This window comes from Streptomyces sp. NPDC039609 (assembly GCF_055596705.1).
In genome coordinates this window covers 446,510-471,122 of the sequence record NZ_JBVIUJ010000006.1, presented here as the reverse complement: position 1 = coordinate 471,122, position 24,613 = coordinate 446,510, and the positions used below count along the sequence as shown (strand labels likewise).

The following is a 24,613-nucleotide window of genomic DNA, read 5'->3' as shown; positions in this document are numbered from 1 at the left end:
ATCAGCCTTCCTGAAGGGTGGTGAGGCCGTGCTCGATGAAGACGGGGACGAGTTCGCCGATGCGGTCGAAGCCGGCGCCGACGGTCTGGCCGAGGGTGTACCGGTAGTGGATGCCCTCCAGGATCACGGCGAGCTTGAACCAGGCGAAGGCCGTGTACCAGGAGATCGCCGAGGTGTCGCGGCCCGAGCGGGCGGCGTAGCGCTCGATCAGCTCGGCGGGCGTGGGGTGGCCGGCGGCCGTGGCGGTCGTACTGACGGGGGAGTGCGGGACGTCGAGCGGCGCGCTGTACATCGCGAGCAGCCCGAGGTCGGTCAGCGGGTCGCCGAGCGTCGACATCTCCCAGTCGAGGACGGCCTTGATGCGGTCGTCCTCGCCGATCAGGACGTTGTCCAGGCGGTAGTCGCCGTGGACGACGGTCGGGGCGGGAGAGGCCGGGAGCGCGCGGCCGAGCGCCGCGTGCAGCTCGTCGATGCCCGCCAGGTCGCGGTTGCGCGAGGCGTCGAGCTGCTTGCCCCAGCGGCGCAGCTGCCGGTCGAGGAAGCCGTCGGGCCGCCCGAAGTCGCCCAGGCCCACCTCCGCCGGGTCGACGGCGTGCAGGTCGACGAGGGTGTCGACCAGGCCGAGGACGGCCTCGCGGGTGCGCTCGGGGCCGAGCGGGGCGAGCTGTTCGGCCGAGCGGTACGGGGTGCCGGCGACGAACTCCATGACGTAGAACGGCGCTCCGAGCACGCTGTCGTCCTCGCAGAGCAGCACGGTCCCGGGGACGGGCACCGCCGTGCCGTGCAGGGCGGTGATCACGCGGTGCTCGCGCTTCATGTCGTGCGCGGTGGCCAGGACGTGGCCGAGCGGGGGCCTGCGGACGACCCACTGGCCGGTGCCGTCGGTGACGACGTACGTGAGGTTCGACCGGCCGCCCTCGATCAGCCGGGCGGTCAGCGGGCCGCCGACGAGTCCGGGCCGCTCGCGGTCGAGGAATCCGCGCAACTGCTCGGGATCGAGACCTGGCGGCTGGACTGCGCTCATCGTGTGTACCTCCGGGGACGCGGGGCGGGTCGGCGTTCATGATGACCGACCAGTCGGTATGTCGTCCAGGGTTCGGGCGGGAAAGCAGTGTCGGCGCTCTGGCCATCGATCGGACTCATGAATAGAGTTCACATATGAATCCAGAGCTGTTCGTCGAGGAAGTCCGGCTGACCCCGATCCTGATCTCCGACCCGCCTCTGCTCAACACCCAGGGCGTGCACCAGCCCTACACGCCACGGCTCGTGGTCGAGGTCGTCACACGCGGCGGTGTCGTCGGCCTCGGCGAGACCTACGGCGATACGAGGTACCTGGACCTCGCCCGGCCGCTGGCCGAGGCCCTGCCCGGCCGATCGGTCACGGACGTGAACGGTTTGTTCTCGCTCGCCGCGCAGGTGTGCGGCGGTTCACGGGCCGTCGACGAGCGGGTCGACGCGGCCGGGCTGCGCGGAGTGCAGACCGCCGACAAGCTCCGGCTCTCCGTCGTCTCGGCCTTCGAGGTCGCCTGCCTGGACGCCCTCGGCAAGAGCCTGGGCCTGCCCGTCCACGCCCTGCTCGGCGGAAAGGTCCGTGACTCCGTCGAGTACAGCGCGTACCTCTTCTACAAGTTCGAAGGAGCGGACGTCTGGGGAGCGGCCCTCGACCCGGCGGGGATCGTCGAACAGGCCCGCCGCTTCGACCGGACGTACGGCTTCCGCTCCTTCAAGCTCAAGGGCGGCGTCTTCCCGCCCGAACAGGAGATCGCGGCGATCCGCGCCCTGGCCGAGGAGTTCCCCGGCCGGCCGCTCCGCCTCGACCCGAACGGCGCCTGGTCGGTGGAGACCGCGCTGGAGGTGGCTCGGGAGCTGAAGGACGTCCTGGAGTATCTGGAGGACCCGGCGACCGGCACGGACGCCATGGCCGAGGTCGCCGCCCGCACCGACGTGCCGCTGGCCACGAACATGTGTGTCACGACCTTCGAGGAGGTACCGGAGGCCTTCGCCCGGGACGCGGTACGGATCGTGCTCTGCGACCACCACTACTGGGGCGGCCTGCACCGCACCCGCGAACTGGCCGCGCTCTGCCACACGTACGGCGTCGGGCTCTCCATGCACTCCAACACCCACCTCGGCATCAGCCTCGCCGCGATGACCCAGGTCGCCGCGACCCTGCCCCACCTCGACCACGCCTGCGACACCCACTACCCCTGGCAGACCGAGGACGTCGTCACCGCCCGCGCCACGTTCCACGACGGCCGCCTGGCGGTCTCCGACGCTCCCGGTCTCGGTGTGGAACTGGACCGCGACCGGCTCGCGGACCTCCACCGCCGCTGGCGCGAGGACGACGGCACCCTGCGCGACCGCGACGACGCGGCGGCGATGCGCCGGCTCACGTAGGCGCGTCCCACCCGTGCGCCCCGCCCGTGCCCCGCGCTACGCGTGGCACGCCACGGGCACGCCCCCGTTCATCGCCGCCATGTCGCCGAAGACCACCGCCGGGTCCAGCGGAGAGCCCTCCGGGAGCCCGTCCAGCTCCGCGTACGCCCGATGCAGGTTCGCCACCAGCCGCTCGCTCTCCCGCCAGGCCGCGAACTCCCCGAGGTCGGCCCCGCGGGCCGTCTCCAGGGGAGTCGCCCCCTTGCCGTGGCCCTCGCGCGCCAGCTCGGCGACCCAGCGCAGATAGCGCTCCGTCGCGTCGTACGCCGACGGGTCGGTGACCCGGCCGTGCCCGGGCACCACCGTCGGCGCGTCCAGCGCGCGCAGCAGGTCCAGCGCCCGCAGCGAACCGGACAGCGAACCCATCGGCAGGAACGGCGTCCCGCCGTGGAAGACCAGGTCCCCGGTGAAGACGACGCCCTGCTCCGGGAGATGGACGATCGAGTCGCCGGTCGTATGAGCCGTCCCCGGGTGCAGCACGCGCACCTCCAGCTCACCCACGTACAGCGTCAGCCGCTCGCTGTACGTGAGCGAGGGCGGCGTCACCTCGATCGCACCGAAATCGGTCTGCGGCCACAGCAGATGGAGCTGACGCCCGGCCGCGAGCTGCTCCGCCCGGCAGTTGTCGTGCCCGACGATCCGCGCCTCCGGCAGGAACACCCCGTTGCCGTAGGTGTGGTCGCCGTGGTGGTGCGTGGAGACGATCGTGCGGGGGAGCGGCAGCCCCTCGGAGAGGATTGCCTCGCGCAGCAGCCGCGCCCGCCGCTCGGTCGCGGCCGTGTCCACGAGCAGAGTCTCGCGGGTGTCGCCCACGAACCCCGCGTTGTTCAGACACCAGCCGCCGTCCGGCTGGACGAAGGCGTGCACGTGCGGCGCGAGGCGGACGACATAGGGATCGGTGACGGACAAGGATTCCCCCCGGACATGAAGGACGGGCCCGACTGGCAAGGGCAGGGAGACAAGTGTGCCTGCCAAGTCGGGCCCGTTCCACGAAAGTTCAGTGGTCGTCCCAGTGGTTGCCGTGCTCCGCGTGCCGATGTCCGTCGTGGACGTAGTCGACATGGTCCCCGTGCGCGACGGCGGTGTGCCCGCACTCCGGCCCGTGCGTGTGATCGGGGTGGGTGTGCGCGACGTGCGACGTGGGCTCGCACTCGTCCCAGTGCCCGGCGTGTTCGCGGTGCAGATGCCCGTCATGGGCGTAGTCGACATGGTCCCGGTGCGTGACGGCGGTGTGCCCGCACGACGGGCCGTGGGTGTGGGCGTGGGTGGGGTGCTCGTGGTGCAGAAGGGTCATGACCTCAGGCTAGTCCGAAATGTCTCCTTCGTCCTTGTGTCGGCGCTGCGCCCCGGTGAGCGCGTCGCCGCACTCCGCCGGGCCAACCCGGCTTGCGGGGCGAGAGGGGCGACGTGATCGTTCGGGGTATGAAGGCGATCAGCTACAGCCGGTACGGCGGACCTGAGGTGCTCGAGTACGGCGAGCGGCCCGACCCGAAGGTCGGCCCCGACGACGTCCTCGTCAAGGTGCGCGCGGCCGCTGTGAACCCCGTCGACTGGAAGGCCCAGGCCGGCTACCTCGACGGGATGATCGACGCGGTCTTCCCCGTCATCCCCGGCTGGGACGTCTCCGGCGTCGTCGTCCAGCCCGGCGTCTCGGTCACCGAGTTCACCGTCGGCGACGAGGTGATGGGCTATGTCCGCGAGGACTTCCTCGCCCGCGGCACCTTCGCCGAGTACGTCGCCGCCCCGGTCCGTACTCTCGCCCGCAAGCCGCGCACCATGAGCTTCGAGGAGTCCGCCGCCCTTCCGCTGGCCGGACTGACCGCCTACCAGGTGCTCCACCAGGCTCTCGCCGTTCGCTCCGGCGAGACCGTCCTGGTGCACGCGGCGGCGGGTGGGGTCGGCTCCATGGCCGTCCAGATCGCCCGCCACCTCGGCTGCCGGGTGATCGGTGCGGCGCGCGAGGCGGGCCAGGAGCGGATCAGGGAGCTGGGCGCCGAGCCGGTCCTGTTCGACGAGGACACCTTCGTCGCGCAGGTCCGGGAGCTGGCGCCGGACGGCGTGGACGCGGCCTTCGACACCATCGGCGGCCCGTTCCTCAAGCTCACCCCCCGGGTGCTGGCCCCCGAAGGCCGCCTCGCCTCGATCGCCGACGGCGAGGTCATCGGCCTCGGAGGCCGCTACTTCTGGGTGCGCCCGGATCCCCGGGACCTCGCCGCGCTCGCGGAGCTGGTCGACGAGGGCGTGCTGTCCGTACGGGTCGCCCGGAGCTTCCCGCTGGAACAGGCCGCCGATGCCCAGCGCGCGAACGCCGAGGGCGGCCTGAACGGCAAGGTCGTGGTCACGGTGGAGTGGCCCGACTGACAGGGCTCCTGGAGCGCGCCGCAAGAGCGGGCCTCGGGAGCACGGCCCATGAACAGGCCCCAAAAGCAGGTCCCGGGGTCGGGCCCCCAGGTCGAGCCCCTCGCGTCTACCGCCCGAGTCGAGCCCCAGGAAAGAGCGCCCGGGTCGGGCCCCCGGGTCGAGCCAGCTCGCGCGTCGGAGCCCTCGGCGCCGTCAGAGCACCACCGCGACCGCGAACGCCGCCAGCGCGACCGTGCAGACCGTCGCCAGCAGCGCGCCCCGGTGCGAGAGCGGACCCGGCCGTGCCGCGTCCAGGGCGCGGATCCGGCGGTGGGCGACGGCCAGGAAGCCCAGCCAGGCCAGCACCGCCAGCGCCGCGCCCGTCACTCCCGCCGCGGTGATCTCGTCACGGATCACCGCCTTCGCGGCGAGGACGGCCGCGATCGTGAACGTCAGCGTCGTACGCCGCCACGCGAGCCGCGTCCGCTCCGGCTGCAGCCCCGGGTCCCGGGCCGGCGTCGCCGGCTCCGTCACCGCCCGGCCCAGCCGAAGACGATGACCACCACCATCGCCAGCGCCACCACGGCCACCGCGAGACTCAGCACCGTCGGGAACCGCGACACGGGCAGGTCCTCGCCGCGCCGCATCGCCCGCTCGCACCGGACCCAGTGGTTGACCGCCCGCAGCGCGCACAGCGCCCCCGCGCCGATCAGCGCCAGGGCGAGCCCGACCCGTACCCCCCAGCGCAGATCCGGCAGGAACTGGTCGACGGCGAAACCGCCGGCGACGAGTGCCAGCGCGGTCCGGATCCAGGCGAGGAAGGTGCGCTCGTTGGCGAGCGAGAACCGGTAGTCCGGAGTCTCGCCCTCGTCCCGGATCCGCTGCGGCGCGAACCACAGCCGCAGACTCTGCACGAAGTCACTCACCCGGGAACCTTAACCGCGGTGCGCGCGCAGCCGTTCATAGGCCGCCCGGCCGTCCGGGACCCACTCCCACGTACCGAGCCGGGAGGTCACTTCCTCCTCGGGCAGGAAGGCGTGCCAGGCGACCTCTTCCACCTGGGGGTGCACCGGCAGCGTGCAGCGCACCTCGTAGACGGCCGACCACCACTTCCCGGCGACGCCCCCGGAGTCGTACAGGAAGCGGAACAGCGGTTCCGGCCGCGGCAGGCCGGTCACGCCCAGCTCCTCCTCGGCCTCGCGCAGCGCCGCCTCGTCGTACGACTCGCCCGCGCCGACGACCCCGCCGACGAACATGTCGTACAGGGACGGGTAGACGAGCTTCGACGGCGTCCGGCGGTGCACGAAGATCCGGTCCTCGGCGTCCCGTACCAGGATGAAGGCGCAGCGATGGATCAGGCCCCGCGCGTACACCTCGGCGCGCGGGGCCTGGCCGACCACCTCGTCGTTCTCGTCGACGACGTCCAGGATCTCTTCGGCGGGGTTCGTCATCCCGCCATGAAATCACCGGCCGGTGGCACCCGTCCTCACTGACCCATGACGTACTTGACCGTCGGACCGGTCGTCCAGCCGCCGTCCACGGCCAGCTCCGCACCCGTCATGTACGACGCCGCGTCCGACAGCAGGAAGACGACGGCGCCCGCGATCTCGGGAGCCTCGCCGACCCGCCCCATGGGGGTGTTCGGGTACTTGCCCTCGCCCCGCTCGATACCGACGACGGCGGTCATCGGGGTGTACGTCATGCCGGGGTGGACCGAGTTGACGCGGATCCTCGCCGTGCCCAGCTCCACCGCGCCGATCTTCGTCAGTCCGCGCACGCCCCACTTGGAGGCGCCGTAGCCCGCGGTCAGCGCGAGACCCATCAGCCCGGCCGCGGAGGAGATGTTGACGATCGAGCCGCCGCCGGCCTCCTTCATCGCCGGAATCGCGGCCTTCATGCCGATGAAGACGCCGGTCAGATTGATGTCGAGCACCTTGCGGAAGTTCTCGACGGACTCGGACTCAAGGAACGCGCCGCTGGCTATTCCGGCGTTGTTGACCAGACCGTGCAGACCGCCGAACTCGGCGACCGCGTACGCCACCGCCGCGGCCCACTGCTCCTCCGACGTGACGTCGTGGTGGAGGAAGCGCGCCCGCTCGCCCAGCTCGGCCGCGGTCGCCTTGCCGTCCTCGTCCAGCACGTCGGTGATCACGACGTTCGCCCCTGCGGCGACGGCCTGCCGCGCGGCCTCGGCGCCCAGACCGCGGGCGCCCCCGGTGATCAGGACGGTCCGGCCGGTCAGGTCGTGGAGACGGGTGGGCTCGGCGGCGGCGGTGGGCTCGTTCATGAGAGGTCCTCTCGGATGTCGGGGAGCGGGGCCCGGAGCAGGGCGGTGGTGGTCTCGACGAGATCGGCGAGGAAGAGCGCCTCACCCGTGAGCGGTCGGGTGCCGTCGAGGTACTGCCGGGCCCGGTCGGCCATGGCCGCGCCGACGACGGTGAGCGCCAGATCGAGGCGCTCCAGGCGCAGCGGCTCGGGCAGTGCGGTCAGACAGACCTCGAGCCGCTCGATCAGCCGCCAGTAAACGGTGCCGTCGAGTGTGGGATGGGGCGTGCGGGTGCGGACGCCGCTCTCATGGCTGAGCTGGGCGGAGATCCGCAGACAGCGCAGTCCGCGTGCGGTGCGCAGCTCGCTCGCCTCGGCGGTGACCAGGGCGCGGATCAGCGCGCGCGGTTCGTCGGGGCCCGGGGCGAGGAGCGGGCCGAGCACCTGCTCCGTACGGCGCTGGCGGCCGGCCATCACCGCGTCGAGGAGGCCGCCGCGCGAGCCGAAGTGGTACTGCACGGCCGAGGGGTTGCTCTGTCCGGCCAGGGCGACGATGTCGCGGAGCTGGGCGCCGTCGACGCCCTGGGCGGCGAAGATCTCCTCCGCCGCGCGGATCAGCTTGTCCCTGGTATCGGGCCCGGATGTCCTCGCCATGCATCCATATTAATGCTCGACATTAGAAAGTGGGAGGGGTCCGCACGGTCCGAACTGTTGACTCGATACATCGGTGTATCCAAGATTCGGTCCATGTCGTACGACGCTGATGTGATCGTGATCGGAGCCGGCCTCGCCGGGCTCGTCGCCACCGCCGAACTCGTGGAGGCGGGCCGGAGCGTGATCCTGCTCGACCAGGAGCCGGAGCAGTCCCTCGGTGGCCAGGCCCACTGGTCCTTCGGCGGTCTCTTCCTCGTGGACTCGCCCGAGCAGCGCCGGATGCGGATCAAGGACAGCCACGAGCTCGCGCTCCAGGACTGGCTCGGCACCGCCGGGTTCGACCGCAAGGAGGACCACTGGCCGCGGCGCTGGGCGGAGGCGTACGTCGACTTCGCCGCGGGCGAGAAGCGCAGCTGGCTGCACTCCCGCGGAGTCCGGTTCTTCCCGGTCGTCGGCTGGGCCGAACGCGGCGGGTACGACGCGAACGGGCACGGCAACTCGGTGCCCCGCTTCCACATCACCTGGGGTACCGGCCCCGGCCTCGTCGCCCCCTTCGAGCAGCGGGTCCGCGAGGGCGTCGCCCGGGGCCTCGTCACCTTCCGCTTCCGCCACCGCGTCACCGGCCTCGGCCGCACGGCGGGCGCCGTGGACACCGTCAGCGGCGAGATCCTGGCGCCCTCCACCGCGGAGCGCGGCACCGCGAGCAGCCGGGAGGCCACCGGCACCTTCGAATTCCGCGCCCAGGCGGTGATCGTCACCTCGGGCGGCATCGGCGGCAACCACGATCTCGTCCGCGCGCAGTGGCCGGACCGGCTCGGCACCCCGCCCGCGAAGCTGCTCTCCGGCGTCCCCGCCCATGTGGACGGGCTGATGCTCGGCATCACCGAGTCGGCCGGTGCGCACCACATCAACCGCGACCGGATGTGGCACTACACCGAGGGCATCGAGAACTGGAACCCGATCTGGGCCAAGCACGGCATCCGCATCCTGCCGGGACCGTCCTCGCTCTGGCTGGACGCCCGCGGCCGTCGGCTGCCCGTCCCCCTCTTCCCCGGCTTCGACACCCTCGGCACGCTCGAGCACATCATGAAGACCGGCTACGACCACACCTGGTTCGTGCTCGACCAGCGCATCATCGGCAAGGAGTTCGCCCTGTCGGGCTCCGAGCAGAACCCCGACCTCACCGGCAAGTCGATCCGGGACGTCATCGGCCGGGCCCGCGCGGACGTGCCGGGACCGGTGAAGGCGTTCATGGACCACGGTGTCGACTTCATCGTGGAGAAGGACCTGTCCGCCCTGGTCCGGGGCATGAACGCGCTGACCGACGAGCCGCTGATCGACGAGGCGGAGCTGCGCCGCGAGATCACCGCCCGGGACCGGGAGATCGCCAACCCCTTCACCAAGGACCTTCAGGTCACGGCGATCCGGGGTGCGCGCAAGTACCTGGGCGACAAGCTGATCCGTACGGCGTCCCCCCACCGCATCCTGGACCCGAAGGCCGGCCCGCTGATCGCCGTACGCCTGAACATCCTCACCCGGAAGTCGCTCGGCGGTCTGGAGACGGATCTGTCGTCGCGGGTGCTCAAGGAGGACGGCGAGGTACTGGAAGGGGTGCACGCGGCGGGCGAGGCGGCCGGGTTCGGCGGCGGTGGCGTCCACGGCTACCGCTCCCTGGAGGGCACCTTCCTCGGCGGCTGCATCTTCTCGGGCCGTGCGGCGGGCAGGGCGGCGGCGAAGGCGGTCGGCTAGGGCCTGTCCGGAGGCCGTCCCGTAACCGGTGCGTCCCACTGCCGGCTCGCGCCGGTTCCCCGATGCCGGGGATGGCGTGTATCGGGGGCGTATCGAAAAACGCATACGCCCCCGCAACGGCACTCCGTCTTCCATGGGTTGCGTGAACCACGACGCATCCCTTTCGGCACCGCCCCGTCGCACGCGCAGGATCGTGCTCCTCGGCCTGACGGCCCTCGGCATCGCGAGCGCCCTGTTCGTCGTGCGGGGACCGCTCATGATGTCCGCCCCGAGGTGCATGGCCGGGCGGTGGCACGGCTGCCTCGACACGTTCAACGGTGTGGTGCTCATGACGTTGGTCGCACTGCCCTTGGCCGCGCTGGTGGTCTGGGCTCTGGCGCGCCGTCGGCGTGCCGCCGGCCTCCCCTCGGTGTGGCGGACGTCGCTGGCCGAGGTGGGCATGGTCCACGGGACGGTGCCGTTCCTGTGGATGACCATGATGCCGGGCGCCGGGGCCGGCGTCGTCCCGGCCCGGGTGAGCCTGGTACCGCTGCGGGACCTGGTCACGATGGGGCCGCTCGGGATCGTCGGCAACCTGCTCGTCTTCGCGGCTCTGGGGTTCTTCGCCCCGATGCGGTTCGCCGCCGTGGCGTCCGTGCCGCGGATCCTGGCGCTCGGGGCGGGCTGCTCGGTCCTGGTCGAAACAGCGCAGTACGTCCTGAGCCTCGACCGGGTGTCCTCCGTGGACGACGTACTGGTCAACGCCACCGGCGCCGTGCTCGCCGGACTGGCGTCGCGCCGCTGGTGGCGCACGACGGCGGAGGCACCGTCGGACCGGCCTCGCCCCGCGCTGTCACCGGCGGGGTGAGCCGCGTGTCCGGTGCCTGCGGGTCGTCGCATACGTCGGCGATATGTCGTGCTGCTTAGGCTTCGGCCATGCGCGTACTGATCGTGGAGGACGAGCCCTACCTGGCGGAAGCCGTCCGTGACGGTCTCCGGCTGGAGGCGATCGCCGCCGACATCGCCGGCGACGGCGACTCCGCCCTGGAACTGCTCGGCGTCAACTCCTACGACCTCGCGGTCCTCGACCGCGACATCCCCGGCCCCTCCGGCGACGAGGTCGCCCGGCGCATCGTCGCCTCCGGCAGCGGCATCCCGATCCTCATGCTCACCGCTGCCGACCGGATCGACGACAAGGCCTCCGGTTTCGGGCTCGGCGCCGACGACTACCTCACCAAGCCGTTCGAGCTGCGGGAGCTCGTCCTGCGGCTGAGGGCGCTCGACCGCAGACGCGCGTACGCCAGGCCCCCGGTCCGCGAGATCGCGGGCCTGCGGCTCGACCCCTTCCGCCGGGAGGTCTTCCGCGACGGACGCCATGTCGCGCTCACCCGCAAACAGTTCGCCGTCCTGGACGTCCTCGTCGCCGCCGAGGGCGGTGTCGTCAGCGCCGAAGAGCTGCTGGAACGGGCCTGGGACGAGAACGCCGACCCCCTCACCAACGCCGTGCGCATCACCGTCTCCGCCCTGCGCAAACGGCTCGGCGAACCATGGATCATCGCCACGGTGCCCGGCGTCGGCTACCGCATCGAGACGGGCCCCGACACCAACCGTCCCGGCAGTGCGCATGCGTAGACGACCAGGGCTCAGCGTCCGAATGAGACTCGCTCTCAGCTACGCAGGGTTCCTGGCCGTCGCCGGCGCTCTCCTGCTGGCCGTGGTGTGGGTGTTCCTGCTGCGCTACGTACCCGACAACTCCCAGGGACTTCTCGGGATCTCACCCAACCGCTACCTCCTTGTGCACACCTTCGCCCCCGCCGCGGCCGTGGCGATGCTCTTCCTGCTCGTGTTCGGCCTCGTGGGGGGATGGATCCTCGCCGGCCGGATGCTCGCACCGCTCACTCGGATCACGGATGCGGCACGGATCGCCGGGAACGGGTCACTGTCCCACCGGATCCGCATGAAGGGCCGCCAGGACGAATTCCGTGAACTCTCCGACGCGTTCGACTCGATGCTCCGACAGCTCGAGTCCCACGTCGCCGAGCAGCGGAGGTTCGCCGCGAACGCCTCCCACGAACTGCGTACCCCGCTGGCGATCTCGCGGACGCTCCTCGACGTCGCGCGCAAGGACCCCACGCGGGACCGGGGCGAACTCATCGAGCGCCTGTACGCGGTCAACACGCGGGCGATCGACCTCACCGAGGCCCTTCTGGTGCTCAGCCGAGGCGACCGCGGACACTTCGCCCGCGCCGGCGTCGACCTCTCCCTCCTCGCCGAGGAAGCCGCCGAAACGCTGCTTCCCTTCGCCGAACGGCGCCGGATCACCATCGACGTCACCGGCGGGGCGGCCGGGACCAGCGGCTCCGCGGAGCTTCTGCTGCGGATGGTGACGAACCTGGTCCAGAACGCCGTCGTCCACAACCTCCCCGACGGCGGCACCGTGACGGTCCACACCGAAGCGCGGCACGACGCGAGCGTGCTGCGGGTCGAGAACACGGGCCATCCGGTACCACCGGAACTGGTGCCGACGCTCACCGAGCCCTTCCAGCGCGGATCGGAACGCGTACGCACCGACGAGCACGCCGGCGTCGGCCTCGGCCTGGCCATCGTGCACAGCATCGTCCGCGCCCACGACGGAACCCTCGACCTCGTCCCCCGCGCCGCCGGCGGTCTCCTCGTCACGGTCAGGCTTCCCGGCACGCCGTAGGCATCGTCACCGAGCGGGGCACACCGGGTCGTTCGACTCGAGAGGCTCGCCCTCGCGGTGCGCCCCGGTGCTTCAGCCCAGCCGCCGTACGACCTTGAACCGCTCCGCGACCGCCGTCGTCGCGTCGGTCACCGTGAAGTCCGGGTCCCCGAGGAACTCCCGCATCTCGGCGCCGTGCCAGAACCTGTCATGGGAGGCCCGCCACTCGGCGACCGTCGTGTACCCCTCGCCCTCGTCGATCGCGAACGGCAGGTCGATCTCCCCGACGGGCAGCACCCGTACCTCCGTGGTCTCCACCACGGCCACCGGCCGCTCCTCCGAGTCGAGGAGGGCCCAGCGCTCGCCCACGCGCGGCAGTTCCTCGCCCTCCACCTCGAACTCCACCATGAGACCGGTCGTCGAGGTCTTCTCACCCGACAGGACCGCGGCCACCAGCTGGTCGCGCAGCGGCCCGGGGAAGGCCAGCGCCAAGGGCTTGAGGGACTCGGGGTTCTCCACCACCGGCTCGGCGTTCTCCGCCTGTTCGGCGCTCTCGGTCTGCTCCATGCCCCGAAGTGTGGCACGCGGCGTTACGCACGAGACCGGGCCGGGACGCCTGGGCGGCGTCCGGACCCGGCCCATGTGCGGGGGGAGTCGGGGGCCGCGGCTACAACACCAGCGACAGCAGCAGGACGAAGCCGATGCCGACGACCGAGATGATCGTCTCCATCACCGACCAGGTCTTGATCGTCTGGCCGACGTTCATCCCGAAGTACTCCTTCACCAGCCAGAAACCGGCGTCGTTGACGTGGCTGAAGAAGAGCGAACCGGCACCGATCGCCAGCACCAGGAGCGCCGTCTCGCTCGTGCCCATGCCCTCGGCGAGCGGGGCCACCAGGCCGGCCGCCGAGATCGTCGCCACGGTCGCCGAGCCGGTCGCGAGCCGGATCGCCACGGCGATCAGCCAGGCGAGCAGCAGGGCCGGGATCGACCAGTTCTTGGAGAAGTCCAGGATCATCTGGCCCACGCCGACGTCGATCAGCGTCTGCTTGAAGCCGCCGCCCGCGCCGACGATCAGCAGCACGCCCGCGATCGGGGCGAGGGACTTCTCGACGGTCGTGGAGAGCCGCTGCTTGGTGAAGCCGGCCGCGCGGCCCAGCGTGAACATGCCGACGATGACGGCCGCGAGCAGCGCGATCAGCGGCGAGCCGATGACGTCGGTGACCTTCTGCAGACCGTTGTCCGGGTTGTCCACGACGATGTCGACCAGTGCCTTGGCCAGCATCAGGACGACGGGCAGCAGGACGGTCGCGACGGTGGCGCCGAAGCCGGGGCGCTTCTCCAGGTCCTCCGAGGGACGCGTCGGAATCATGTTCTCGGGGGCCGGGATGTCCACCCAGCGGGCGGCGTACTTGGAGAACAGCGGACCGGCGATGATCACGGTCGGGATGGCGACCAGGACACCCAGGGCGAGCGTGACACCGAGGTTGGCGCCCAGCGCGTCGATGGCGACCAGCGGGCCGGGGTGCGGCGGGATCAGTCCGTGCATGACCGACAGACCGGCCAGGGCCGGGATGCCGATCCGCATCAGCGAGTAGTTGCCGCGCTTGGCGACGAGCAGCACCACCGGGATCAGCAGCACGATGCCGACCTCGAAGAAGAGCGGCAGACCGATCACGGAGGCGATGAGAACCATCGCCCAGGGCATGGACCGGCCGCTCGCCTTGGCGAGGATCGTGTCGACGATCTGGTCAGCGCCCCCGGAGTCGGCGAGCAGCTTGCCCAGGATCGCGCCGAGCGCGATCAGCACACCCACTCCCGCGACGGTCTTGCCGAGGCCGGAGGTGAAGGAGTCGATGGTCGCCGCGAGCGGGGCTCCGGCGAACGCGCCGAGGGCCAGCGACCCGATGGTCAGCGCCAGGAAGGCGTGCAGCTTGAACTTGGTGATGAGCAGGACGATGACGGCTATGCCGGCGAGCACGGCGATGCCGAGCTGGGCGTTGCCGGCCGAGGTGATCGGCTCGACGGCATCCGCTGCCAGCATCTCGACGCTGAGACTGGTCACGCTGATTCCTTAGGGGACGGGTGGGGGCAGGAGGGCGACGGGGGTACGGCGGCGGTCGTACGACCGGGGTGCGGCCGGCGTTCGGAGATCAGCCGGCGAGCCGGCGCAGCGCGGCGACCGCCCGGGCGGCGATCTCCTCGGGGGAGCCGGAGACGTCGACGGCGACACCCGCCTCGTCCTGCAGCGGCTGCAGGGCGGCGAACTGGGAATCGAGCAGCGCGGTCGGCATGAAGTGCCCCTTGCGCTCGCTCATCCGCTTCTCGATCAGCTCGCGGTCGCCGGTGAGATGGAGGAAGACCACGCCCGGGGCGGCTGCCCGCAGCCGGTCCCGGTAGATCCGCTTCAGGGCGGAACTGCTCACCACCCCGCCGTGGCCTTCACGGCCGTGCGCCCACTCGCCGATCGCGTCGAGCCAAGGGCCACGGTCCGCGTCGTCCAGCGGGATGCCGGCCGACATCTTGGCGACGTTCGCCGCCGGGTGGAAGTCGTCGCCCTCGGCATAGGGGACTCCAAGGGCGTCCGCGACCAGCGGACCGATGGTCGTCTTGCCGGTGCCGGCGACGCCCATCACGACGACGACCTGAGGGACCGTCGGGGAGGTGGTGCTCATGGGGTGGTGCCTCGCTGTCTTCTGCGACATCGATTCCGTCGCGCTCATGAAACCCATTGGGTACGACGTATTCAAGAGTCTGTGACTTTAAAGTCATACTTTTTGTTCCCGATCTTGGTGCCCGCGTAGGCTGACCCCCATGACGACACCGGCCCAGGGGCTCCATCCGCACGTCCTCGCCACCCTGGGTCTCGCGATCACCGCGGGGGAGTACCCGCCCGGCAGCGTGCTGCGCACCGACGAACTCGCCCAGCGCTTCGACGTCTCCCGCACGGTCGTGCGCGAGGTCGTCCGCGTCCTGGAATCCATGCACCTGGTCGAGTCCCGCCGCCGCGTCGGCGTGATCGTCCTCCCGACGGCGCAGTGGAACGTGTACGACCCCCAGGTCATCCGCTGGCGCCTGGCCGGCGCCGACCGGCCCCGGCAGCTGCGCTCGCTCACCGTGCTGCGCTCCGCCGTCGAACCGGTCGCCGCCGGGCTCGCCGCCGTCCACGCCACCCCCGAGCAGTGCCGCGAGCTGACCGAGCAGGCGCTCGGCATGGTCGCCACCTCGCGCGGCCGGCAGCTGGAGGCGTACCTCGTCCACGACATCGCCTTCCACCGGGTCGTCCTCAACGCCTCCGGCAACGAGATGTTCGCCCGCCTCGGCGACGTGGTCGCCGAAGTGCTCACCGGCCGCACCCACCACCAGGTGATGTTCGAGGACCCCGACCCGGCCGCCGTCACCCTCCACGTCCAGGTCGCCGAGGCGGTACGGGAGAGGGACGCGGCCCGCGCCGAGGAGCTGACCCGGCAGATCGCGGTCGGCGCGCTCAAGGAACTGGACGTTCTCGCGCCGTAAAACCTTCCGATCCAAGGTGTTCACCTTGGAGGAACCTCAGAAGTAGCTCAAATAAGGGCGTTCAGTGACATTGGCCACTGCTGAAACGGCCGCCTTGCCGTGACGATGTGCGCTGGCCGTGAGAGCCGTGGACGACCTCCACGCGCGCGGCCGGGTACCGCACAGACCCTCCCCCTCACGAAGGCGAACAACTCCATGAGTGACCGCACCCTCCCTGCGGCCGACACGCTGTCCGCCACGCCACCGGCGACGGCATCCGGAGCGTCCCCCCACGTCGACGCCGGTGACGCCGGGTACCGCAAGGACCTGAAGTCCCGGCACATCAACATGATCGCCATCGGCGGCGCGATCGGAACCGGCCTCTTCCTCGGTGCCGGTGGCCGCATGGCCAACGCCGGACCGTCCCTCTTCATCGCGTACGCGGTCTGCGGCGTCTTCGCCTTCTTCGTGGTGCGGGCCCTCGGCGAGCTGGTCCTCTACCGCCCCTCCTCCGGAGCCTTCGTCTCCTACGCCCGTGAGTTCATGGGCGAGAAGGGCGCCTACACGGCCGGCTGGCTCTACTTTCTCAACTGGTCGACCACCGCCATCGCGGACATCACCGCGGCCGCGACCTACGCCCACTTCTGGGCCATGTTCAGCGACGTCCCGCAGTGGATCCTCGCCCTGATCGCCCTCGCGGTCGTCCTCGCCGCCAACCTCATCTCGGTGAAGTACTTCGGCGAGATGGAGTTCTGGTTCGCGATCATCAAGGTCGGCGCGCTCGTCGCCTTCATGCTGATCGGCATCTTCCTGATCGTGACCTCGCACGACGTCGGCGGCCACACCCCGGGCTTCTCCACCATCACCGACAACGGCGGCATCTTCCCCAGCGGTGTCATGCCGATGCTGCTGCTGATCCAGGGTGTCGTCTTCGCGTACGCCTCCGTCGAGCTGTGCGGCGTCGCCGCCGGTGAGACCGAGAACCCCGAGAAGATCATGCCCAAGGCGATCAACTCGATCATGTGGCGCGTGGGCCTCTTCTACGTCGGCTCCGTCGTGCTCCTCGCCCTGCTCCTGCCGTACACCGCGTACTCCGGAGACCAGAGCCCCTTCGTCACGGTCTTCGACAAGCTGGGCATCCCCGGCGCCGCCGGCGTGATGAACCTGGTCGTCCTCACCGCCGCGCTCTCCAGCCTGAACTCGGGTCTCTACTCCACCGGCCGCATCCTGCGCTCCATGTCGCTCGCGGGCTCCGCGCCCAAGTTCACCGGCGTCATGAACAAGGGCGGCGTGCCCTACGGCGGCATCCTGCTGACCGCCGCCTTCGGTGTCCTCGGTGTCGGCCTGAACTACCTCATGCCCGGCGAGGCCTTCGAGCTCGTCCTGAACTTCGCCTCCATCGGCATCATCGGCACCTGGGCCATGATCATGGTCTGCTCGCTGCTCTTCGTGAACCGCTCCAAGGAAGGCCGGGTCACCCGCCCCGGCTACCGGCTGCCCTGGGCCCCGTACACCCAGATCGTCACGCTGGTCTTCCTCGGCTCGGTCCTCGTCCTGATGTGGATGGACGGTGGGATCAGCCGCACCACCGTGAACTGTCTCCCGCTGATCGGGCTCCTGCTCGTCGGCGGCTGGTTCCTGGTGCGCAAGCGGGTCCGCGCGACCGCCGCCACGTACAAGGACTGACGGCTCCCACCGCGTACACCCCCCACGACACCCCCCACGGGTGAAGAGACCCCCGCAGGCAGAACCTGCGGGGGTCTCGCCCTTTGTCAGGAGATAGTGGTACCCAAGAGCCTTACCGAGGAAGGGAAGTACCCGATGGCGCAGCAGGTCCAGGGGGTCGTCGCCCCCGGCAGGAACGAACCCGTGCGGGTGGAGACGATCGTGATTCCCGACCCCGGCCCGGGCGAGGCCGTGGTGAAGATCCAGGCGTGCGGGGTCTGCCATACCGACCTCCACTACAAGCAGGGTGCCATCAACGACGAGTTCCCCTTCCTCCTCGGCCACGAGGCGGCGGGCATCGTCGAGTCGGTCGGCGCGGGCGTCACCGACGTGGCCCCCGGGGACTTCGTCATCCTCAACTGGCGTGCCGTGTGCGGTGCCTGCCGGGCCTGTCTGCGCGGTCGCCCCCAGTACTGCTTCGCCACCCACAACGCCAAGCAGAAGATGACGCTGGCCTCCACCGGCCAGGAACTCTCCCCGGCCTTGGGGATCGGCGCGTTCGCCGAGAAGACCCTGGTCGCCGCCGGCCAGTGCACCAAGGTCGACCCGTCCGTCGCCCCCGAGGTCGCCGGGCTCCTCGGCTGCGGCGTCATGGCCGGCATCGGCGCCGCCATCAACACCGGCAACGTCGGCCGCGGCGACACCGTCGCCGTCATCGGCTGCGGTGGGGTCGGCGACGCGGCGGTCGTCGGCTCCCGCCTCGCCGGCGCGGCGAGGATCATCGCCGTCGACATCGACGACCGCAAGCTGGAGACCGCGCGGGCGATGGGCGCCACCCACACCGTCAACTCCCGCTCCACCGACCCCGTCGAAGCGATCCGCGAGCTCACCAGCGGCTTCGGCGCCGACGTCGTCATCGAGGCCGTCGGCCGCCCCGAGACGTACAAGCAGGCGTTCTACGCCCGCGACCTCGCCGGAACCGTCGTCCTCGTCGGCGTCCCCACCCCCGAGATGCGGCTCGAACTCCCGCTCCTGGACGTCTTCGGCCGCGGCGGCGCGCTCAAGTCCTCCTGGTACGGCGACTGTCTGCCCTCCCGCGACTTCCCGATGCTCGTCGACCTGCACCAGCAGGGCCGCATCGACCTCGCCGCCTTCGTCACCGAGACCATCGGCCTCGGCGACATCGAGAAGGCCTTCGCCCGGATGCACGAGGGTGACGTCCTGCGCTCGGTGGTGGTCCTCTGATGGCGGCACGCATCGACCACCTGGTCACCTCCGGCACCTTCAGCCTCGACGGCGGCACCTGGGACGTCGACAACAACGTCTGGATCGTGGGTGACGACACGGAGGCGATCGTCATCGACGCCGCTCACGACGCCGCCGCCATCCTCGCCGCGCTCGACGGCCGCACCCTGCGCGCGATCGTCTGCACCCATGCCCACAACGACCACATCGACGCGGCCCCGGCCCTGGCCGCCGCCACCGGCGCCCGGATCCTGCTCCACCCCGACGACCAGCCGCTCTGGAAGCAGACCCACCCCGACCACACCCCCGACGGCGAACTCGCCGACGGCCAGACCCTCACCATCGCCGGCACGGACCTCAAGGTCCTGCACACGCCCGGTCACGCCCCCGGAGCGGTCTGCCTCCACGCCCCCGACCTGGGCACCGTCTTCACCGGCGACACGCTGTTCCAGGGCGGCCCCGGTGCGACGGGCCGCTCCTTCTCCCACTTCCCCACGATCGTCGACTCGATCCGCGACCGGCTGCTGACCCTCCCGCCGGAGACGGTCGTCCGCACCGGCCACGGCGACACCACCACGATCGGCGCCGAGGCGCCGCATCTGGAGGAGTGGATCAGCCGAGGCCACTGAGCCGCAGCCGGCTCTCGAACCTCAACGGCGTGCCCGAGAACGGGTCGGTGAACTCCAGCGTCCGCGCGAGCAGTTGCAGCGGACGCCCGAAGTCCTCCGGCCCGTCCTCGCGCACCACGGGATAGACCGGATCGTGCAGGATCGGCAGCCCCAGCGCGTTCATGTGCACCCGCAGCTGATGGGTGCGCCCGGTCGTCGGCAGCAGTCGGTAGCGCCCGAGCCCCTCCCGATGCTCGACCAGTTCGATCCGGCTCTCGGCGTTCGGCTCGCCCGGCTCCTCCCGGGCGGCCATCACCCCGCGCTCCTTCACGATCCGGCTCCGCACCGTCACGGGCAGCGCGACCGCCGGGTCGTACGGCGCCACCGCCTCGTACTCTTTGCCGACCGACCGGTCCCGGAACAGCGTCTGGTACGCCCCCCGGTCCCCGGGCCGCACCACGAACAGCACCAGACCGGCCGTCAGCCGGTCGAGCCGGTGCGCGGGCTGCAACGTGGGCAGCCCCAGCTCCCTCCGCAGCCGGGCGAGCGCCGTCTCGGTCACATGCCGCCCGCGCGGCATCGTCGCCAGGAAGTGCGGCTTGTCGACGACCAGGATCCGCTCGTCCCGATGCACGATCCCGATCTCGAAGGGCACCCGCTGCTCCGCCGGAAAGTCCCGGTGGAACCAGAGACGCAGCCCGGCGGTGTACGGCTCCTCCCCGTCCAAGGGCCCGTCCGTGGTCACGAATCGCCCGCCCGCGAGCATCTCCTCGACCCGCGCGATCCCGACGGCACCCCCGAAGCGTTCCCGCAGATGATCCCCGACGGTCGCCCAGGCGCCGTCGGGATCCTCCGGCAGCCGTACGCGTGCCGGATCGATGCCGTCGCGCTGGGGGAGCGGCGCCGCCGGAGCCTTCGTTCTGCGTCTCACCGCACCACGGTAACCACCCCTCTACGCCTCTCTACGCCCACAGCCGCGCACCCACCTCGGCCGAACTGCGTAGAGCGAGCACGCCTTCACGCCGCGTAGCGGCCTCCACGCGGGGGAAGGAGCACACTGCCGCTGACACCTAGGGGGCCCCGCATGGAACCGCTCGCCGTGGGCGCAGTCGTCACACTGATCGCCCGCTACGCCGATCACCTCGCCGGCGCCACGGTCGACTCCGCCGTCAACGACCGGCTCAGCCGCCTCTGGGACACCGTCACGGCCCGCTTCAGCGGCGACCCGGTCGCCGAGGGCGCCCTGCGCCGCCTCCAGGACCAGCCCGACAACACCAACCGGCGCGGCGCGGTGGAGGACCACCTCCAGGAACTGGCGGAGAACGACCCCGAGTTCGCCCGCTCTCTCGACGCACTCCTGCGCGAGGCGGCCGAGGCGGACGGCGACTCCGGCACCGTACGGAGTGACAACGCGGGCGCTGTCACCGTGGACGCCTCCGTCGTCGAGATCCGCGGCGGCTCCCTCACGGCGGGCCGGGACGTGAAGGTCGACGGACCGCTCATCCCGGCGGCCCGACCCTCCATCGAGAACGGCTGACCGAGGCCGGCCGGGAACGCCGAAGCCCCGTCGAGAAGATCTCGACGGGGCTTCGTGTGGTGTCCGAGGGGGGACTTGAACCCCCACGCCCGATAAAGGGCACTAGCACCTCAAGCTAGCGCGTCTGCCATTCCGCCACCCGGACAAGGTGTCTGTCTTTCCGGCCGCTCGGCCGTTCCGACGTGGAAAACCATAGCAAACATTCGGAGTGGCCGATCACCACCCCTGTTCCGGCCGGAACCGTGTGACAGCCGCATGTCGGTCGAGGGCCGCCCTTGGGTCCCGGGCCGCCGCGCGGGAGGATGGGGGCGACCACCAGCAAGCACGTGGGGCACGTAGTGGGAGGAAGCAGCGTGAGCGAGTCGAACACGGCCCGGAGCGTCACCGGCGAGGATGAGGTCGTCGACCTCTGTCGCGACCTCATCCGCATCGACACCAGCAACTACGGCGACCACTCCGGCCCCGGCGAGCGGGCGGCGGCGGAGTACGTCGCCGAGAAGCTCGCGGAGGTCGGTCTCGAGCCCAAGATCATCGAGTCGCACAAGGGGCGGGCCTCCACCGTCGCCCGTATCGAGGGCGAGGACCCCTCCCGGCCCGCCCTGCTCATCCACGGCCACACCGATGTCGTACCGGCCAACGCCGAGGACTGGACGCACCACCCCTTCTCCGGCGAGGTCGCCGACGGCTGCGTCTGGGGCCGGGGTGCGGTCGACATGAAGGACATGGACGCGATGACCCTCGCGGTCGTCCGCGACCGGATGCGCAGTGGCCGCAAGCCCCCGCGCGACATCGTCCTCGCCTTCCTCGCCGACGAGGAGGCGGGCGGCACCTACGGCGCCCGGCACCTCGTCGACCACCACCGGGACCTCTTCGACGGGGTGACGGAGGCGATCGGTGAGGTCGGCGGTTTCTCCTTCACCGTCAACGAGAACCTGCGCCTCTACCTGGTCGAGACGGCCCAGAAGGGCATGCACTGGATGCGGCTGACCGTCGAGGGCACCGCCGGCCACGGCTCGATGACCAACAACGACAACGCGATCACCGAGCTCTGCGAGGCCGTCGGCCGGCTCGGGCGCCACCAGTGGCCGGTCAGGGTCACGAAGACCGTTCGGTCCTTCCTCGACGAGCTCTCGGACGCCCTGGGCACCCCGCTCGACCCCGAGGACATGGAGGCCACGCTCGCCAAGCTCGGCGGCATCGCCAAGATGGTCGGCGCGACGCTGCGCAACTCCGCCGCCCCGACCATGCTCGGCGCCGGCTACAAGGTCAACGTCATCCCGGGCCAGGCCACGGCACACGTCGACGGACGGTTCCTGCCGGGTTACGAGGAGGAGTTCCTGGCCGATCTCGACCGGATCCTCGGGCCGCGGGTCAAGCGCGAGGACGTGCACGGCGACAAGGCCCTGGAGACCAGCTTCGACGGCGACCTCGTCGACGCGATGCAGCTGGCCCTCAAGGCGGAGGACCCGATCGCCCGTGCCGTGCCGTACATGCTCTCCGGTGGCACCGACGCCAAGTCCTTCGACGACCTCGGTATCCGCTGCTTCGGATTCGCGCCGCTCAAGCTGCCGCCGGAGCTGGACTTCGCCGGCATGTTCCACGGCGTGGACGAGCGCGTTCCGGTCGACGGACTGAAGTTCGGCGTCCGCGTCCTCGACCGGTTCATCGACGCCTCCTGAGTCGCCCGGCAGGCTTTCCGCGGCGCCTTCCGATATTCGGCCGCGCGTACGCCTGTGACCGGAAAGAGTGAATGCGCTCATACGCTCGTAGCCCCAATACCTCCTCCTCGTTACAGGTGGTGCGGCCCGCGGCATGGGGCCGCATTGCCAACAAGGAGGAATAATGATCAAGAAGGTCGTCGCTGCTGCGGCTGCCACCGGCGGTCTCGTTCTCGCGGGTGCGGGCATGGCCGTTGCCGACTCGGGTGCCCAGGGTGCCGCCATCGGTTCCCCCGGCGTGCTCTCGGGCAATGTTGTCCAGGTGCCGGTTCACGTCCCGGTGAACGTGTGCGGCAACACGATCTCCGTGATCGGGCTGCTGAACCCCACCTTCGGCAACACCTGCATCAACGCCTGACGTTGTGTCTCGACCCGTGAGGGTCTGAGCCGGTCCGGCCCCGGAGTGCGTGCCATGCACTCCGGGGCCGGTGGGCATTTCCGCCCCGGGCGCCGTGCCCGGTGGCCCTCTTCTTTCACAACTCGGCGGCTCCGAAGCTCGGAAGGCAGAAGCCGAGAAGGCAGGGAACAACTATGCGACAGGTCACACGCAAAGGCCTGATCACCATTGCGGCCGCGGGCGGCGTCATCGCCCTCGGCGGTGGTTATGCGAATGCCGATTCGGGTGCGAACGGCAAGGCCTCGAATTCCCCGGGCGTCGCGTCCGGAAACAACGTCCAGGTGCCGGTTCACGTTCCGGTGAACGCCTGCGGAAACACCATCAGTGTCATCGGGTTGATCAACCCGGCCTTCGGCAACACGTGCGCCAACGTCTCGAAGCCGGGACGTGGCGGCTCCTCGGCCGAGGGGGGCACCAGCAACTCGCCGGGTGTCGGTTCCGGCAACACCGTGCAGGTGCCGATCGACGTCCCGGTCAATGCCTGCGGCAACAGCGTCACGGTCATCGGCGGCCTCAACCCGACGTTCGGCAACGGGTGCGGCAACGGCGTCGAGCCCACGCACCCGGGCCACCCCGGCAACCCGGGGAACCCTGGCAACCCCGGGAACCCGGGCAACCCTGGAAACCCGGGCAACCCTGGGAATCCCGGAAACCCTGGTAACCCGGGTACGCCCGGCAACCCCGGGACCCCTGGCAACCCCGGTGACTCGGGCGAGTCCGGCACGCCGAACGGGCCGAACACGCCGGGTGCGCACACCATCACGCAGCCTCAGGCCACCGAGGAGCTCGCAGAGACCGGTTCGGGTCCGCTCGGGATGATCGTCCCGGCCGGCGCCGGTCTGCTGCTCGCCGGCTCGCTGCTCTACCGCCGCGCCCGCCGCTCCGCCTAGGGCGCCCGCGCGACGCAAACAGGGGCCCCGCACGGCGGGGCCCCTTCTCATGTCACCAGGTGGCGCGGACCTGACGGATGATGCGCCGGCGCAGCCGCACCCTGCGGCTGCCGTCCCGGTGCAGGCTCAGTCGGTCCAACTCCCAGTGCCCGTACTCGGCATGGTCGGTCAGAAGCCGCGTCGCCTCCTTGCGGGAGACGCCGCGGGGCACATACACGTCGACAAATTCGTATTCCGGCATCGCATCTATTGTGCGGGCACGGGCCCGGTACGGATAGCGTGCGTCTCATGTCTGATGCTGCGCAGCCCACCGCTGCCGAGGTACGTGCCGCCGCCGAGGCGGTCAAAGCCGCACTGGACCGTCACCTCGAGGCGGTCGAGCGCCGCTCCGGAGACGACGACCCGGCCGTCTACGAAGCCTTCAACGCCCTCGCCGCGGCGGCCGAGGCGTACGACGAGCGGCTCTACGACCGGTACGACGAGGTCACCCCCTTCGAGATCCCGGGCGCCGAGGACTCGCTGCCGCCGTACGCGGGTCCCGAGGAGCCGCACGCCCTCAGCGTGCTGATCCGTCGCGACTACGCGGTGGTGGAGCCGAAGCGTCTGCTCGCCCAGGCCCAGCGCATCGCCGATCTGGAGAGCGACGAGGAGGGGGCCGACGCCGCCCCCGTCGTCGGCGTCAGCACGCACGCCGCCCTCGGCGTGCTCTTCGGGGAGTACGAACCGGACGAAATCGCATCACGGCACAAGGAGTTCGGCCTGGAGGAGGGCGACTCCACCCTCTGGGTCTCGGCCGCGGAGGAGCTGCCGGATCCGGGGGAGTGGCTGAACGCCCCCTTCGAGCACGCCGATCCCGAGCAGATCGTCTGCCGCTTCGACGTCAGCGCGGTCTTCGACGACGACCCCGACGACGGCATGGAGCAGCAGGACGCCTGAGGCCCGACAGCCGCGC

28 protein-coding genes and 1 tRNA gene are annotated in these 24,613 nt (G+C 70.8%); 15 read left to right on the top strand and 14 right to left on the bottom strand.

Features of this window, described 5'->3' with window-relative positions; all coding sequences use genetic code 11:
- Position 1: 1 nt before the first annotated feature.
- Positions 2-1,024: a phosphotransferase family protein gene (locus ACZ561_RS20460; RefSeq protein WP_470996844.1), complete on the bottom strand. Its 1,023-nt coding sequence runs from the start codon at positions 1,022-1,024 to the stop codon at positions 2-4.
- Positions 1,025-1,158: 134 nt separating this feature from the next.
- On the opposite strand from ACZ561_RS20460, the gene ACZ561_RS20455 reads away from it, so the two are divergent.
- Positions 1,159-2,397, top strand: a complete 1,239-nt coding sequence (locus ACZ561_RS20455) for a glucarate dehydratase family protein (RefSeq protein ID WP_470996841.1) — start codon at positions 1,159-1,161, stop codon at positions 2,395-2,397.
- Between the two features lie 36 nt (positions 2,398-2,433).
- Here the strand turns inward: ACZ561_RS20455 and ACZ561_RS20450 are convergent, their stop codons facing one another.
- Positions 2,434-3,345 carry an MBL fold metallo-hydrolase gene (locus ACZ561_RS20450; RefSeq protein ID WP_470996838.1) on the bottom strand — a complete coding sequence of 304 codons (912 nt, stop codon included), beginning with the start codon at positions 3,343-3,345 and terminating at the stop codon, positions 2,434-2,436.
- 88 nt (positions 3,346-3,433) lie between these two features.
- A complete protein-coding gene (locus ACZ561_RS20445; protein ID WP_329122466.1) occupies positions 3,434-3,730 on the bottom strand; it encodes a hypothetical protein in 297 nt (98 codons plus the stop codon).
- 128 nt (positions 3,731-3,858) lie between these two features.
- On the opposite strand from ACZ561_RS20445, the gene ACZ561_RS20440 reads away from it, so the two are divergent.
- Positions 3,859-4,797, top strand: a complete 939-nt coding sequence (locus ACZ561_RS20440; protein ID WP_470996835.1) for an NADP-dependent oxidoreductase — start codon at positions 3,859-3,861, stop codon at positions 4,795-4,797.
- Between the two features lie 192 nt (positions 4,798-4,989).
- Here the strand turns inward: ACZ561_RS20440 and ACZ561_RS20435 are convergent, their stop codons facing one another.
- The 5 genes from ACZ561_RS20435 to ACZ561_RS20415 are packed head-to-tail and all read right to left on the bottom strand — an operon-like array spanning position 4,990 to position 7,695.
- The gene (locus ACZ561_RS20435; protein WP_470996832.1) at positions 4,990-5,310 is read right to left on the bottom strand and encodes a DUF202 domain-containing protein; all 321 of its coding nucleotides are present in this window, start codon (positions 5,308-5,310) and stop codon (positions 4,990-4,992) included.
- The gene (locus ACZ561_RS20430; protein WP_470996829.1) at positions 5,307-5,702 is read right to left on the bottom strand and encodes a YidH family protein; all 396 of its coding nucleotides are present in this window, start codon (positions 5,700-5,702) and stop codon (positions 5,307-5,309) included. The genes ACZ561_RS20435 and ACZ561_RS20430 overlap by 4 nt, the downstream gene beginning before the upstream one ends.
- Before the next feature lie 9 nt (positions 5,703-5,711).
- A complete protein-coding gene (locus ACZ561_RS20425) occupies positions 5,712-6,227 on the bottom strand; it encodes an NUDIX hydrolase (RefSeq protein ID WP_470996826.1) in 516 nt (171 codons plus the stop codon).
- A 35-nt stretch (positions 6,228-6,262) separates the two neighbouring features.
- Positions 6,263-7,063, bottom strand: coding sequence for a glucose 1-dehydrogenase (locus ACZ561_RS20420; RefSeq protein ID WP_470996824.1), 801 nt, complete (start codon positions 7,061-7,063; stop codon positions 6,263-6,265).
- Entirely contained in the window at positions 7,060-7,695 is a 636-nt protein-coding gene (locus tag ACZ561_RS20415; RefSeq protein ID WP_470996821.1) for a TetR/AcrR family transcriptional regulator, read from the bottom strand. The genes ACZ561_RS20420 and ACZ561_RS20415 overlap by 4 nt, the downstream gene beginning before the upstream one ends.
- Positions 7,696-7,788: 93 nt before the next feature.
- Here ACZ561_RS20415 and ACZ561_RS20410 point away from each other — a divergent pair, with 93 nt between their 5' ends.
- The 4 genes from ACZ561_RS20410 (at position 7,789) to ACZ561_RS20395 (ending at position 12,127) form a co-directional block, all read left to right on the top strand.
- Positions 7,789-9,444 carry an FAD-binding dehydrogenase gene (locus tag ACZ561_RS20410; protein WP_470996818.1) on the top strand — a complete coding sequence of 552 codons (1,656 nt, stop codon included), beginning with the start codon at positions 7,789-7,791 and terminating at the stop codon, positions 9,442-9,444.
- Positions 9,445-9,586: 142 nt separating this feature from the next.
- Complete coding sequence (locus ACZ561_RS20405) at positions 9,587-10,291, top strand: VanZ family protein (protein ID WP_470996816.1); 705 nt, start codon at positions 9,587-9,589, stop codon at positions 10,289-10,291.
- 68 nt (positions 10,292-10,359) lie between these two features.
- Entirely contained in the window at positions 10,360-11,055 is a 696-nt protein-coding gene (locus tag ACZ561_RS20400) for a response regulator transcription factor (RefSeq protein WP_470996812.1), read from the top strand.
- Positions 11,048-12,127, top strand: coding sequence for a sensor histidine kinase (locus ACZ561_RS20395; protein WP_470996809.1), 1,080 nt, complete (start codon positions 11,048-11,050; stop codon positions 12,125-12,127). The genes ACZ561_RS20400 and ACZ561_RS20395 overlap by 8 nt, the downstream gene beginning before the upstream one ends.
- 72 nt (positions 12,128-12,199) lie before the next feature.
- Here ACZ561_RS20395 and ACZ561_RS20390 read toward each other — a convergent pair whose 3' ends face one another.
- From ACZ561_RS20390 to ACZ561_RS20380, 3 genes are all read right to left on the bottom strand, one after another.
- Positions 12,200-12,625, bottom strand: coding sequence for an ASCH domain-containing protein (locus tag ACZ561_RS20390; RefSeq protein WP_376434773.1), 426 nt, complete (start codon positions 12,623-12,625; stop codon positions 12,200-12,202).
- Between the two features lie 148 nt (positions 12,626-12,773).
- Positions 12,774-14,171: a GntT/GntP/DsdX family permease gene (locus tag ACZ561_RS20385; RefSeq protein ID WP_470996806.1), complete on the bottom strand. Its 1,398-nt coding sequence runs from the start codon at positions 14,169-14,171 to the stop codon at positions 12,774-12,776.
- A gap of 88 nt (positions 14,172-14,259) precedes the next feature.
- A complete protein-coding gene (locus ACZ561_RS20380; RefSeq protein ID WP_470996803.1) occupies positions 14,260-14,781 on the bottom strand; it encodes a gluconokinase in 522 nt (173 codons plus the stop codon).
- 139 nt (positions 14,782-14,920) lie between these two features.
- Between ACZ561_RS20380 and ACZ561_RS20375 the strand changes: the two genes are divergently transcribed.
- From ACZ561_RS20375 to ACZ561_RS20360, 4 genes are all read left to right on the top strand, one after another.
- The gene (locus ACZ561_RS20375; RefSeq protein ID WP_137990333.1) at positions 14,921-15,622 is read left to right on the top strand and encodes a FadR/GntR family transcriptional regulator; all 702 of its coding nucleotides are present in this window, start codon (positions 14,921-14,923) and stop codon (positions 15,620-15,622) included.
- A 195-nt stretch (positions 15,623-15,817) separates the two neighbouring features.
- A complete protein-coding gene (locus ACZ561_RS20370) occupies positions 15,818-17,287 on the top strand; it encodes an amino acid permease (RefSeq protein ID WP_470996800.1) in 1,470 nt (489 codons plus the stop codon).
- Between the two features lie 135 nt (positions 17,288-17,422).
- Entirely contained in the window at positions 17,423-18,511 is a 1,089-nt protein-coding gene (locus ACZ561_RS20365; protein WP_470996797.1) for an S-(hydroxymethyl)mycothiol dehydrogenase, read from the top strand.
- A complete protein-coding gene (locus ACZ561_RS20360) occupies positions 18,511-19,140 on the top strand; it encodes an MBL fold metallo-hydrolase (RefSeq protein WP_376434613.1) in 630 nt (209 codons plus the stop codon). The genes ACZ561_RS20365 and ACZ561_RS20360 overlap by 1 nt, the downstream gene beginning before the upstream one ends.
- Here the strand turns inward: ACZ561_RS20360 and ACZ561_RS20355 are convergent.
- Entirely contained in the window at positions 19,124-20,050 is a 927-nt protein-coding gene (locus ACZ561_RS20355; protein WP_470996793.1) for an RluA family pseudouridine synthase, read from the bottom strand. The two genes, ACZ561_RS20360 and ACZ561_RS20355, sit on opposite strands and share 17 nt — an antisense overlap.
- A gap of 153 nt (positions 20,051-20,203) precedes the next feature.
- Between ACZ561_RS20355 and ACZ561_RS20350 the strand changes: the two genes are divergently transcribed.
- Positions 20,204-20,656, top strand: a complete 453-nt coding sequence (locus ACZ561_RS20350) for a hypothetical protein (RefSeq protein ID WP_470996790.1) — start codon at positions 20,204-20,206, stop codon at positions 20,654-20,656.
- 57 nt (positions 20,657-20,713) lie between these two features.
- On the opposite strand, the gene ACZ561_RS20345 is transcribed toward ACZ561_RS20350, so the two are convergent.
- Positions 20,714-20,801: transfer RNA gene (locus ACZ561_RS20345), tRNA-Leu, on the bottom strand.
- Between the two features lie 208 nt (positions 20,802-21,009).
- Here ACZ561_RS20345 and ACZ561_RS20340 point away from each other — a divergent pair.
- The 3 genes from ACZ561_RS20340 (at position 21,010) to ACZ561_RS20330 (ending at position 23,661) form a co-directional block, all read left to right on the top strand.
- Positions 21,010-22,335, top strand: a complete 1,326-nt coding sequence (locus tag ACZ561_RS20340; RefSeq protein WP_260230230.1) for a M20/M25/M40 family metallo-hydrolase — start codon at positions 21,010-21,012, stop codon at positions 22,333-22,335.
- Between the two features lie 163 nt (positions 22,336-22,498).
- The gene (gene chpH / locus ACZ561_RS20335; RefSeq protein WP_376434607.1) at positions 22,499-22,732 is read left to right on the top strand and encodes a chaplin ChpH; all 234 of its coding nucleotides are present in this window, start codon (positions 22,499-22,501) and stop codon (positions 22,730-22,732) included.
- Between the two features lie 173 nt (positions 22,733-22,905).
- On the top strand, positions 22,906-23,661 hold the full coding sequence (locus tag ACZ561_RS20330) for a chaplin (protein ID WP_470996787.1): 756 nt from the start codon (positions 22,906-22,908) through the stop codon (positions 23,659-23,661).
- 52 nt (positions 23,662-23,713) lie between these two features.
- Here ACZ561_RS20330 and ACZ561_RS20325 read toward each other — a convergent pair whose 3' ends face one another.
- The gene (locus ACZ561_RS20325) at positions 23,714-23,902 is read right to left on the bottom strand and encodes a DUF5703 family protein (protein ID WP_005319466.1); all 189 of its coding nucleotides are present in this window, start codon (positions 23,900-23,902) and stop codon (positions 23,714-23,716) included.
- 47 nt (positions 23,903-23,949) lie between these two features.
- Between ACZ561_RS20325 and ACZ561_RS20320 the strand changes: the two genes are divergently transcribed.
- Positions 23,950-24,597 (top strand): hypothetical protein, encoded by a 648-nt coding sequence (locus ACZ561_RS20320; protein ID WP_470996784.1) that lies wholly within the window; start codon positions 23,950-23,952, stop codon positions 24,595-24,597.
- Positions 24,598-24,613 lie beyond the last annotated feature (16 nt).

Bases quoted from the DNA above. Each gene is read 5' to 3' on its own strand.
- ACZ561_RS20330 (WP_470996787.1), top strand. From the start codon at position 22,906: ATGCGACAGGTCACACGCAAAGGCCTGATCACCATTGCGGCCGCGGGC.
- ACZ561_RS20400 (WP_470996812.1), top strand. From the start codon at position 10,360: ATGCGCGTACTGATCGTGGAGGACGAGCCCTACCTGGCGGAAGCCGTC.
- ACZ561_RS20325 (WP_005319466.1), bottom strand. From the start codon at position 23,902: ATGCCGGAATACGAATTTGTCGACGTGTATGTGCCCCGCGGCGTCTCC.
- ACZ561_RS20370 (WP_470996800.1), top strand. From the start codon at position 15,818: ATGAGTGACCGCACCCTCCCTGCGGCCGACACGCTGTCCGCCACGCCA.
- ACZ561_RS20440 (WP_470996835.1), top strand. From the start codon at position 3,859: ATGAAGGCGATCAGCTACAGCCGGTACGGCGGACCTGAGGTGCTCGAG.
- ACZ561_RS20375 (WP_137990333.1), top strand. From the start codon at position 14,921: ATGACGACACCGGCCCAGGGGCTCCATCCGCACGTCCTCGCCACCCTG.
- ACZ561_RS20350 (WP_470996790.1), top strand. From the start codon at position 20,204: ATGGAACCGCTCGCCGTGGGCGCAGTCGTCACACTGATCGCCCGCTAC.
- ACZ561_RS20420 (WP_470996824.1), bottom strand. From the start codon at position 7,063: ATGAACGAGCCCACCGCCGCCGCCGAGCCCACCCGTCTCCACGACCTG.
- ACZ561_RS20445 (WP_329122466.1), bottom strand. From the start codon at position 3,730: ATGACCCTTCTGCACCACGAGCACCCCACCCACGCCCACACCCACGGC.
- ACZ561_RS20395 (WP_470996809.1), top strand. From the start codon at position 11,048: ATGCGTAGACGACCAGGGCTCAGCGTCCGAATGAGACTCGCTCTCAGC.
- ACZ561_RS20460 (WP_470996844.1), bottom strand. From the start codon at position 1,024: ATGAGCGCAGTCCAGCCGCCAGGTCTCGATCCCGAGCAGTTGCGCGGA.
- ACZ561_RS20360 (WP_376434613.1), top strand. From the start codon at position 18,511: ATGGCGGCACGCATCGACCACCTGGTCACCTCCGGCACCTTCAGCCTC.
- ACZ561_RS20380 (WP_470996803.1), bottom strand. From the start codon at position 14,781: ATGAGCACCACCTCCCCGACGGTCCCTCAGGTCGTCGTCGTGATGGGC.
- ACZ561_RS20415 (WP_470996821.1), bottom strand. From the start codon at position 7,695: ATGGCGAGGACATCCGGGCCCGATACCAGGGACAAGCTGATCCGCGCG.
- ACZ561_RS20425 (WP_470996826.1), bottom strand. From the start codon at position 6,227: ATGACGAACCCCGCCGAAGAGATCCTGGACGTCGTCGACGAGAACGAC.
- ACZ561_RS20455 (WP_470996841.1), top strand. From the start codon at position 1,159: ATGAATCCAGAGCTGTTCGTCGAGGAAGTCCGGCTGACCCCGATCCTG.
- chpH (WP_376434607.1), top strand. From the start codon at position 22,499: ATGATCAAGAAGGTCGTCGCTGCTGCGGCTGCCACCGGCGGTCTCGTT.
- ACZ561_RS20365 (WP_470996797.1), top strand. From the start codon at position 17,423: ATGGCGCAGCAGGTCCAGGGGGTCGTCGCCCCCGGCAGGAACGAACCC.
- ACZ561_RS20320 (WP_470996784.1), top strand. From the start codon at position 23,950: ATGTCTGATGCTGCGCAGCCCACCGCTGCCGAGGTACGTGCCGCCGCC.
- ACZ561_RS20410 (WP_470996818.1), top strand. From the start codon at position 7,789: ATGTCGTACGACGCTGATGTGATCGTGATCGGAGCCGGCCTCGCCGGG.